Below are 10765 nucleotides of genomic sequence, written 5' to 3'. Positions count from 1 at the left end.
AATCAGATGTTTTTTGGTCGAAAGATCTGATCTTGGAACAGGCATTTAGTTCCATTGCTTAAACAGGATTGAGGTTACATAGTCCCAACATACGATCTTGTATGTCAATTTCGGTATAGGCCTTTTCAATGAAATCCTTAACACAACATGACAAAGCGTTGTTCAATTGGGTATTTAACCTTACAAACAATAGAGATTGCCGTTGGATAAAATGGATATCAAAAACAGGTGATGGCCATCTTTATCTTGTACTTGGCGTAATGCTTTGGTGGTTGGAACCAAAGAATGGAGCATTGTTTCTTTATTCCGGACTATTAGCTTACATGTTAGAAATTCCTGTTTATTTATCGCTGAAAAATAGTTTAAAACGAGAACGCCCCTGTCTTCACATGAGTGAATTCAGAGCCCATATCGTGCCATCAGACAAATTTAGTTTACCCTCTGGTCACACTGCTGCGGCCTTTCTAATGGCATCTTTACTAGCCTATTTTTACCCCAGCTTAAGTGTCTTAGCTTATGTGTGGGCATGTTGCATAGGTGGCTCTAGAGTGCTTTTAGGAGTTCACTATCCCAGCGACATCCTTGCTGGAGCACTATTAGGAATGACTATTTTCGGAATTAGTTTAGTAATATTTTAAGGTAAAACATCTGCCAAATAATTGATTATCTAAGTAGTAAACGGGAAATGGAAACTTTGCCAATGCTAGAGCAGCAATAAATACGTAGTTAATTTAGGTAGTGAGTACTTACATTATGTAAAATCATTTATAAACCCTTAACAAATATTTTTGTACGAGTATTAGATTTAGACGTTATTGAAAATTAGCAAACAAGTGAAACAGCCGAGAGAATTCTGTTTTCCTCAACTTCCAATATATTGATTTATAGATTGGTTGCTGGAAAAACAAAGGAAGGATACCTAAGAGTTATGTCGGCAAGTAAGTTTTCTGCCTTCATTCAATCATCATATCCCCAAGTTTCATTGTTAATATAGCGCACTAAAAACAAACCTTCGGTTAATCAGCTGCAATTTTTGATCTTGGTTATTTCATATTGCATAAAATAACCCATTCTACGCCTCATCCCTCTTTGTTTTTACTCTCGGTAATGACATGATTACGGCCTAAAAATTAAGGGGTTGTTATAATGGCAAATAGAATAAATGTAAAACTGGTTGGCTTAGCTTTATTGGCAGTATTCATGCTCACTGCCTGTGGTCAAAAAAGTGCTTTATATTTGCCTGAAGAGCCTGTCACAAACAACACCATACCGGACTCAATACCATCAACTGAGTCTGTTGAAGAAGGAAAAGATTGATATGGACTACTTCGCCTATAAAAATCAACAACTGTTCGCAGAAGACGTAGACCTTGAAACCGTAGCGCAAACTTACGGCACCCCCTGTTACGTATACTCAAAAGCGACCATTGAACGACATTGGCATGCATTTGATAAGGCCGCTGGTAGTCAGCCTCACTTAATTTGTTACGCAGTTAAAGCCAATTCAAATTTAGCGGTATTAAATGTGATGGCCAAACTAGGGTCGGGGTTTGATATTGTTTCAGGGGGGGAGTTAACCCGCGTGTTAAAAGCAGGTGGAGATCCAAGTAAAGTGGTGTTCTCAGGGGTCGGAAAAACACATGCCGAAATAGCCCTAGCTTTACAGCATAATATTAAGTGCTTTAATGTCGAATCACGTAGTGAATTAGCGCGTATTAATGAAGTCGCAGAGCAATCTGGCAAAAAGGCCCCAATTTCGATTAGGGTCAACCCTGATGTCGATGCTAAGACTCATCCCTACATATCTACAGGCTTAAAAGACAACAAGTTTGGGGTCGAACGGCAACAAGCAGTAGAAATTTATCAATATGCCCATAGCCTACCTTTTTTAAACGTTGTCGGAATTGATTGTCACATTGGCTCCCAACTCACCGAACTGGCACCTTTTGTTGATGCGTTAGATATATTGCTGGCATTAATTGATGAGCTTGACGAAAAACAAATCCATATACAACATCTTGATGTAGGGGGGGGCTTAGGTGTCACTTATGACGATGAAAAACCACCTCATCCAGACCAGTATACGCAAGCCATCGCCGAACGGTTGCAGGGTAGAGAGAAACTATTGCTGATATTCGAACCTGGCCGAGCAATAATGGCTAACGCCGGTGTGTTATTAACTAAGGTCGAGTTTCTAAAACAAGGTGCAGAGAAAAACTTTGCTATTGTTGATGCTGCGATGAATGACCTTATTCGACCCGCACTATACTCAGCGTGGCAAAATATCATACCTGTTAATATGAGCCTTGAAAGACCCAAAGCCGTTTACGACATAGTAGGTCCCATTTGCGAGACTGGCGATTTTCTTGGCAAAAACCGAGAGTTAACTATCGCTCCTGACGATTATCTGGCAGTACGTAGTGCAGGTGCATATGGTTTCGCTATGGCATCTAACTACAATAGCCGTTGTAGGGCCGCAGAAGTGTTGATTGATGGAAACAAAATGCATTTAGTCAGAGAACGCGAGAAAATAGAGCAATTATTTGAGAGTGAGCACATACCAACTTAAGTATTGCTCAAGCGTTTAAACATTAATTTAATAAATAATGCGATTATTTAGCCTGTATCTAGTTAAAGACATAGTCAGTCTTTCACTGAAATGATATAACTATTTTTAGAATATTTAATACGTATTTAGCAGTGCGTGTTAATAATAATTTTAGCTAAGTAGTCGCAATGCAAATCCAGTTTTCAAAGATGCATGGTCTGGGAAATGATTTTGTTGTTATTGATAATGTAACGCAAAACGTATTTTTTTCTAAAGAGAAGATCCAACAACTCTCAGACAGAAATTTTGGTATCGGGTTCGATCAACTTTTAATGGTTGAGCCTCCTTATGATCCCGACCAAGATTTCCATTACAGAATATTTAACGCAGATGGCACTGAGGTATCTCAGTGCGGTAACGGCGCACGTTGTTTTGCTCGTTTTGTAAAAATGAAGGGGTTAACCAACCGCAATAAGATTGTGGTTAGTACTAAATCTGGTCGTATGGTTCTCTATTTAGAGAAAGACGGACAGGTTACAGTGAATATGGGTGTACCCGAATTTGAACCTAACTTAGTGCCGATCAAAGCCAATAAGCGTGAAAAAGTTTATATATTAAGAGCAAAAGAACAAACGTTTTTTTGCGGTGCAGTTTCTATGGGTAATCCACATTGCGTGCTGTTGGTGGACGATGTGCAAACAGCAGATGTTGAAACAATGGGTCCCTTGCTTGAGAAACACGAACGTTTTCCCGAAGGCGCAAACGTTGGTTTTATGCAGATAATTAATCACAGTCATATTAAGCTACGTGTTTTTGAAAGGGGTGCAGGAGAAACATTAGCCTGTGGCAGCGGAGCATGTGCTGCAGTGGCCGTAGGTCAATTACAAAATAGATTAAGTAAAGATGTACGAGTTGATTTGCCCGGTGGAAGTTTAAAAATACGTTGGCAAGGCAATGACAATGTATTAAAAATGACTGGCGCCGCTGAGCATATTTTTGATGGATATATAAACCTATGAGTAAAGAGTCGCAAAAATAAAATGGATACAACGACTGCATATGAATCTGAAGACCTAATTGCCGCTGAACAAGTAGCTGCTTACCTGCTTGAAAATCCTGATTTTTTCGTTCAGTTTCCACAACTCATTGAGAAAATCAATATCCCCCATGCACATAAAGGTAGTGTGTCCTTGGTGGAGCTACAAAGCGAACAGCTACGCAAAAAAGTCAGAGGTTTGAGCCATAAGTTGAATCAATTAATTACTATCGCTAAACAAAATGAAGCCATTTATCGTGTCTATGCTGATTTGAATTTACGCATTTTAAAGGCGACTAATCTTGACGATCTTAAATTTATTTTAGAAGAGGTTATTCAAGAAAATCTAAAGTTAGCATCTGTAAGCTTAAAACCTTTCAAAGGTGCCCATGCCTTACCTGAAATTCAACAACGTCTTTTTATCGAAAAACGGTTTAAAAGACAGAAGTTTTTCTTTGGTCGTTTAAGTGATCATGAACGCAAGTTACTGTTTGCTGACCAAGACGCTAATTCCGTAGCTTTATTGCTCATTGGGGATTTAGGTGAGCTTGGAATTTTAGCAATAGGTAGTAAAGATCCTGGACACTTCAACCCTGAAATGGATACTTTATTGATCACGCAACTGCAGCAATTTTTAGGTATCATGCTGCCTAAAATGCTGACTTACTGACCAATAAAAATGTTAAAGCCAAGCATAGGGGCTGTTGTTTTTTCATATGTCACCGAGATTTTCCTCAAAATGTCCTCAATCAAGGCAAAACCTGTGAAGTTTGGCCATCCAAATAAACAGGTTTAAACGCCGAGTGAGGGCGTTTTGAAGAAAACCCTAAAGGGCTGGGCCATTTATTCGCCTACCTTCGTTGTTTACCTTTCGTTTAGAAAAACTAAACTTTAAGGCAAACGCCTTGCTATCCAAATAAATGACCTCAGTCTCGAGGATATATGAAAGAACAACAGCCCCTATATTCTTGGTTAGAAAAATATCTGGCGTACTTGAGGTACGAAAAAAACCTAGCTAACAATTCGATTGATAATTATCACCGTCAGTTAAGCGCAGCTTTTATTAAACTTGATATAGAAAGTTGGAAAAAATTCGATACGTCTGATGTACGAAATATCCTAAACGAGGCGCGTAAAAGTGGTCTCAGTTCTCGCTCAATGGCCTTACGTTTATCATCAATCCGTGGATTTTGTGCCTTTCTTGTTCAACAAGGTCAACTAACACAGAATCCAGCAGCATCCATTCAAGCCCCCAAACAAGCCAAACCATTGCCTAAACAATTGAATGTCGATGAAATGCATCAATTGCTAGATATAAAAGACAATGATCTTCTAGCTATACGCGATAAAGCCATGATGGAACTTATGTATAGTTGCGGCCTTCGATTATCTGAATTAGCTAATCTAAATATCAAAAGTATTCAACCTGATGGGCAACTAAGGGTCATAGGTAAAGGCAATAAAGAACGCCTATTACCAATTGGTCGGATTGCTTTGGAGGCTCTAAATATCTGGCAAAAAATTAGACCAGAATTAGCAACCAGTGACGAACAAGCATTATTTGTTAGTATGCTCAAAAATAGAATTGGCACGCGGCAGATAGCTAAACGTATGAAGTTATGGGCTACTCGGCAAAATCTAGAGCAATCTGTTAACCCACACAAACTAAGACATAGCTTTGCCACTCATGTTCTAGAGTCAAGTTCAGATTTAAGGGGGGTGCAAGAATTATTAGGCCACGCTAACTTATCGACAACCCAAGTGTATACCCACTTGAACTTTCAGCATTTGGCCCACGTATATGACAGTGCTCACCCTAGAGCCAAGAAGTCAAAGTAACCTTTCAACCTTAAAAGAACATATAGTCCTAAATGATTTATTATAAAAAACTTAAACCCATTCAAGCGATAACGTTCGATTTAGACGACACTCTTTATGAAAATACAAGTGTGATTGTTAAAGCAGAACAGTCATTGATTGAATTAATGCACAACCAATATCCTGCAACTAGAAAAGTAGACAAGAGCTTTTGGCGGTCTCAACAAAAAGCACATATTTTATCTAAACCACTGCTAAAAAACGATATGGGTGAATTGCGACGACTATCACTTGAGTCAGGTTTTAAAGCATTAGGCTTGTCGGGCAATGAGTTAAAAACCGCGACCAATAGGTGTTTTGAACACTTTTATTTTCAAAGAAGTAACTTTAAATTAAATGGAAACATTCATTCTTTATTAAAAACATTGTCGGATAAACTACCTTTAGTGGCAATTACCAACGGTAATGTGGACACAAACCAAATTGGGCTTGAAGGGTATTTTAGTGCCTGTTTTAAAGCTAGCGTGAGATTACCCATGAAACCTAACATAGCCATGTTTGATGCTGCACAAGCCCACCTAAACATCCCTCATGGAAATATTTTACATGTAGGCGATAACTTGCCAAAAGATGTGTATGGAGCGATTAAAGCAGGGTTTCAGGCTGCCTGGTATGCGGAAGATAGAAGCATGAACATACGTAATGAAAAAGCCCCAGTTTTACCCCATATTCAGCTAAGTAAATTATCTCAATTACTAGACCTTATATAACTTAATAGCAGGAGGTTTAAAAACCTATAAAGGTATACAGCCTCTAATCTTCCAAAATATTTTGTTGCATACTGTCACAAGGATTTTGACAGGTAGGTTTACCAACAACTTTAGCTGGAATGCCTGCCACTGTGACATGTGCTGGCACGTCACTAAGTACCACGCTACCGGCCCCCACTTTAGCGCCCTCACCTATGCTAATGTTACCCAAAATTTTAGCACCGGCACCTATCATTACCCCTTCACGGACTTTTGGATGACGATCACCCGCTTCGTTACCGGTCCCACCAAGGGTGACAGACTGCATAATCGACACATTATTCTCAATAACAGCCGTTTCACCCACCACTATCCCAGTCGCATGGTCGAACATGACACCTTGGCCAATTTTTGCTGCGGGATGAATATCCACCGAGAACACTTCCGAATTGCGGCTTTGAACAAACAAAGCTAAATCCGTTCGACCAGCAATCCAAAGTTGATGGGCTAATCTGTAGACTTGAATCGCTTGAAAGCCCTTAAAATTAAGTAATACTGTCAGAAAAGAACGCACTGCTGGGTCGCGCTTAAACACAGCTTGAATATCACAAATTGCTGCTTCTACTACTTCAGGATGCATTAAATAGCATTGTTCAAACATTTCCCTGACAGAAAGCGCTCCCATAACATCATCAGCCAGTTTATTAGACAATATAAAACTTAAAGCCGTTTCGAAATTATGATGAGCCAAAATACAAGTATGCACATAACTCGACAGCAATGGTTCTTTCTCAACAAGTTGCTTTGCTTCGTCTTTTAGTTGCTGCCAGAATTCAATACTCATAATTTCTCTGCAATTAGGATTAGGTAATACCTGTTTATATTGGGATGAGTTTAGTGTATTTAAATACAGTGTTACTGATATACTGGAAAAATATTTTTCTAATATATATTTTTGTGTAATGGATGTATCTCGACTTCTTGAACAGTTAAACGACAAACAACGTGATGCAGTGGCAGCTCCTGCTTCTGACATGCTAATTCTAGCTGGTGCTGGTAGCGGTAAAACTCGGGTTTTAGTGCATCGAATTGCATGGTTAATGGAAGTTGAAGGTATTGCCCCATACGGTATTTTGGCGGTGACTTTTACCAATAAGGCCGCCAAAGAAATGCGTGGCCGAATAGAACAATTGCAGGGCAGTGCTCTTAATAGTATGTGGATAGGCACCTTTCACGGTATCGCTCATCGATTACTACGCACCCATCATGCTGACGTGAATCTGCCAGAAAACTTCACAATTTTAGACTCAGACGATCAATACCGATTGATTAGGCGCGTACTTAAAAGCCTTAACCTTGACGAAAAACACTGGGCGCCTAAACATGTACAGTGGTATATCAACGGCAATAAAGACGAGGGGCTACGCCCACAGCATATCGAAACACATGGTGATGCGACGCAACAAAAAATGCGTGAAATTTACCAGACCTATCAGAAAACATGTGACCGAGCTGGGTTAGTTGATTTTGCTGAACTATTACTCAGAGCTCATGAGTTATGGCTAAACAATCCGTCTGTGCTACAACACTATCAAAAACGTTTTAGAGCGATTTTGGTTGACGAGTTTCAAGACACCAACAACATTCAATATGCTTGGTTACGCATACTTGCTGCACCAAGCAACAATATGATTATAGTGGGTGATGACGATCAATCCATTTATGGTTGGCGTGGAGCAAATGTAGAAAACATTCAGCATTTCTTGCGAGACTTTAAGGGCGCGAAAACCATAAGGCTTGAGCAAAACTACCGTTCCACAGGCAACATATTAAAAGCGGCCAATGCTGTTATTGATAATAACCAAGGGCGACTAGGTAAAGAACTGTGGACAGAAGATAGTCAAGGCGAACCTATTTCTTTGTACGCCGGGTTTAATGAGTTAGATGAAGCGCGTTTTAACATATCACGAATAAAAGAATGGCGAGATAACGGCAATGCCTTGTCTGATTGTGCCATTTTATATCGTAATAACGCTCAATCTCGTGTTCTAGAAGAAGCATTATTACAAGAGTCTATCGCCTATCGAATATACGGAGGCCTGCGTTTCTTTGAACGTCAGGAAATTCGTGATGCACTGGGTTATTTACGTTTAATTAATCAAACTATTGATGATGCTGCATTTGAACGAATTGTGAAAACCCCAACTCGAGGTCTTGGTGATAAAACCCTATCACAAATTCGTGAACTAGCCCGTGATGCAGAATTATCCATGTGGGATGCCAGTATACAAATACTCGCAGAAAATCGCCTCACTGGCCGTGCTGCGAATGCTCTCACAGCATTTACCAAGTTAATCACACAACTAGCTCAGGACGTAACAGATCTGCCTTTAGAACAACAAGCTGATCATGTCATCAAACACTCTGGCTTATTTGCTATGTACAAGGCAGAAAAAGGTGAAAAAGCCCAAGCTAGAATTGAAAACTTGGAAGAATTGGTCACTGCCTGCAAACAATTTGTGGTGCCTGAAGAGGCAGACAACATGACACCTATGTCTGCTTTCTTAGCCCATGCATCCCTTGAAGCCGGAGACAATCAAGCAGATAGCCATCAAGACGCAGTACAAATGATGACTATACACACTGCAAAAGGGCTAGAGTTCCCATTAGTGTTTCTGGTTGGGGTAGAAGAAGGTATGTTCCCAAGTCAGATGAGTAACGAAGAACCCGGCAAAATAGAAGAAGAACGCCGTCTTTGTTATGTGGGTATGACTCGAGCCATGCAAAAATTATATATTACTTACGCCGAAAACAGGCGAGTCTATGGTCAGGATAAATATCACACTCCCTCTCGTTTTATTAAAGAAATCCCCACTGATTGCATCGAAGAAGTACGTTTGCGAACAACCATATCCCGACCGGTACAAAATAGATTCACTCCTGTCACGGGACATACAGCTTTCGAATCAACGGGCTTTCAATTAGGCGAAAGAGTATCGCACCCTAAATTTGCCGAAGGCACAGTGTTGAATTATGAGGGCAGTGGAGAACATGCGAGAGTACAAATTAACTTCGATGAATTTGGCAGTAAATGGTTAGTTATGTCATTCGCAAAATTAGAGAAAGTCTAATTTCCCCAGAGCTAGATACGAATTAATCTGCTAAATTAAATTTTTACTATTAGATATTAACCTATGCAACGCAAAGTATTAATAATTGAAGACAGCAAAACGAGTATGACACTTATGCGTAGTCTTATTACCAAGGCTAAATTGCGCCCAGTTTGTACCACTAGCTTAGTGGAAGCCAAACATGTATTTTCCAGTTCAGCCCCAGAAGAATACTTATGTGCCGTAGTCGACTTTAATTTACCCGATGCGCCAAATGGTGAGGCTATTGACTTTGCGATTGATTCTTTTTTACCCACAATAGTAGTAACTGGTTCACTCGATGAATCAACCAGAACTACTATTCTTAATAAAAATGTGGTGGATTACATCCCCAAAGAAAATGCTCAGGTATATGATTACCTGACACGTCTGTTAAATAGATTAGATAAAAATAAAAGGGTCGGGGTGTTGGTAGTTGATGACTCTAGAGTCAGCAGACATTCAATGACAGCCTTACTAAGACGGCACAATTTTATTACCTTCGAAGCCGCTGATGCTGAACAAGGTATTGAATTATTGAAGACTAATTCGAATATTAAGTTGGCAATAATAGACGAAAATATGCCTGGCATGTCTGGTATTCAGATGATTTCTGAACTACGAAAATCTTATTCCAAAGATGACCTCGGTATCATTGGCATTTCTTCGGATACCAAAAGTGGATTGTCAGCACGGTTTATTAAAAGTGGTGCAACTGATTACTTGCATAAACCTTATTGCCACGAAGAGTTTTTCTGCCGGATAATGCAAAATGTTGAGCGTTTGGAAAATATTGAAACCATTAAACGAGTTGCCAACTCGGATTATTTAACTGGTTTACCAAACAGACGGCATTTTTTCACCCGAGTCACCGCTATTCAAAAATACACTCCAAAGTCCCAAAGCCTAGCAATTATTGATATCGATCATTTCAAAAACGTGAATGACACCTATGGTCATGATTGTGGTGATTATACCTTGAAAGAACTTGCTAAATTAGTCGCAGAGTATTTTGTAGATTACACAGCTGCACGATTTGGTGGTGAAGAGTTTTGCGTTTATTTTTCAAATACTGACCCCGAACAAGTGTTGCAGATATTGGAAAACTTCCGACAAGCTATCGAGAATAAATCACTCACTTTTGAAAAACAAAGCTTGTCTTGCACTGTGAGCATAGGTCTAACTCACAAAAGTAAAGGCGGCATAAACGCAATGTTAAGTTTGGCCGATGAACATCTATATCGTGCAAAAAATAACGGCAGAAACTTGGTAATAGGTGATTAATACCAACACTGTAACTAGGGGCTGTTGATCTTTCATATGTCACCGAGATTTTCCTCAAAATGTACTTAATCAAGGCGAAATCTGTGAAGTTTGGTCATCCAAATAAACAGGTTTCAACGCCGAGTAAGTGCGTTTTGAGGAAAACCCTTCGGGCTGGGCCATTTATTCGCCTACCTTCGTT

10 protein-coding genes are annotated in these 10765 nt (G+C 39.6%); 9 read left to right on the top strand and 1 reads right to left on the bottom strand.

Going from position 1 to position 10765, the window contains the following annotated elements:
* Window positions 1–128: 128 nt before the first annotated feature.
* The 7 genes from QZ488_RS19385 to QZ488_RS19355 all read left to right on the top strand — a co-directional run bounded on the left by QZ488_RS19385 (window position 129) and on the right by QZ488_RS19355 (window position 6172).
* A complete protein-coding gene (locus QZ488_RS19385; protein WP_293751837.1) occupies window positions 129–638 on the top strand; it encodes a phosphatase PAP2 family protein in 510 nt (169 codons plus the stop codon).
* Between the two features lie 508 nt (window positions 639–1146).
* A complete protein-coding gene (locus tag QZ488_RS19380; protein WP_293751835.1) occupies window positions 1147–1317 on the top strand; it encodes a lipoprotein in 171 nt (56 codons plus the stop codon).
* 1 nt (window position 1318) lies between these two features.
* A complete protein-coding gene (gene lysA, locus QZ488_RS19375) occupies window positions 1319–2569 on the top strand; it encodes a diaminopimelate decarboxylase (RefSeq protein WP_293751833.1) in 1251 nt (416 codons plus the stop codon).
* A gap of 167 nt (window positions 2570–2736) precedes the next feature.
* Window positions 2737–3567: a diaminopimelate epimerase gene (dapF, locus tag QZ488_RS19370; protein WP_293751831.1), complete on the top strand. Its 831-nt coding sequence runs from the start codon at window positions 2737–2739 to the stop codon at window positions 3565–3567.
* Window positions 3568–3588: 21 nt separating this feature from the next.
* The gene (locus QZ488_RS19365) at window positions 3589–4254 is read left to right on the top strand and encodes a DUF484 family protein (RefSeq protein WP_293751829.1); all 666 of its coding nucleotides are present in this window, start codon (window positions 3589–3591) and stop codon (window positions 4252–4254) included.
* Between the two features lie 272 nt (window positions 4255–4526).
* Window positions 4527–5423 carry a tyrosine recombinase XerC gene (locus tag QZ488_RS19360; protein ID WP_293751827.1) on the top strand — a complete coding sequence of 299 codons (897 nt, stop codon included), beginning with the start codon at window positions 4527–4529 and terminating at the stop codon, window positions 5421–5423.
* A 32-nt stretch (window positions 5424–5455) separates the two neighbouring features.
* Window positions 5456–6172: an HAD-IA family hydrolase gene (locus tag QZ488_RS19355; RefSeq protein ID WP_293751825.1), complete on the top strand. Its 717-nt coding sequence runs from the start codon at window positions 5456–5458 to the stop codon at window positions 6170–6172.
* A gap of 43 nt (window positions 6173–6215) precedes the next feature.
* Here the strand turns inward: QZ488_RS19355 and cysE are convergent, their stop codons facing one another.
* The gene (gene cysE / locus QZ488_RS19350; RefSeq protein ID WP_293751823.1) at window positions 6216–6995 is read right to left on the bottom strand and encodes a serine O-acetyltransferase; all 780 of its coding nucleotides are present in this window, start codon (window positions 6993–6995) and stop codon (window positions 6216–6218) included.
* Window positions 6996–7113: 118 nt separating this feature from the next.
* Between cysE and uvrD the strand changes: the two genes are divergently transcribed.
* Window positions 7114–9282, top strand: coding sequence for a DNA helicase II (gene uvrD, locus QZ488_RS19345; RefSeq protein WP_293751821.1), 2169 nt, complete (start codon window positions 7114–7116; stop codon window positions 9280–9282).
* A gap of 63 nt (window positions 9283–9345) precedes the next feature.
* A complete protein-coding gene (locus QZ488_RS19340; protein ID WP_293751819.1) occupies window positions 9346–10584 on the top strand; it encodes a diguanylate cyclase in 1239 nt (412 codons plus the stop codon).
* Window positions 10585–10765 lie beyond the last annotated feature (181 nt).

Origin of the sequence: uncultured Paraglaciecola sp., from assembly GCF_913020055.1 — a bacterium.
Classification (GTDB): Bacteria; Pseudomonadota; Gammaproteobacteria; order Enterobacterales; family Alteromonadaceae; genus Paraglaciecola.
The sequence above is the reverse complement of the archived record's forward strand: the minus strand, read 5'-3'. Positions and strand labels throughout refer to the sequence as shown.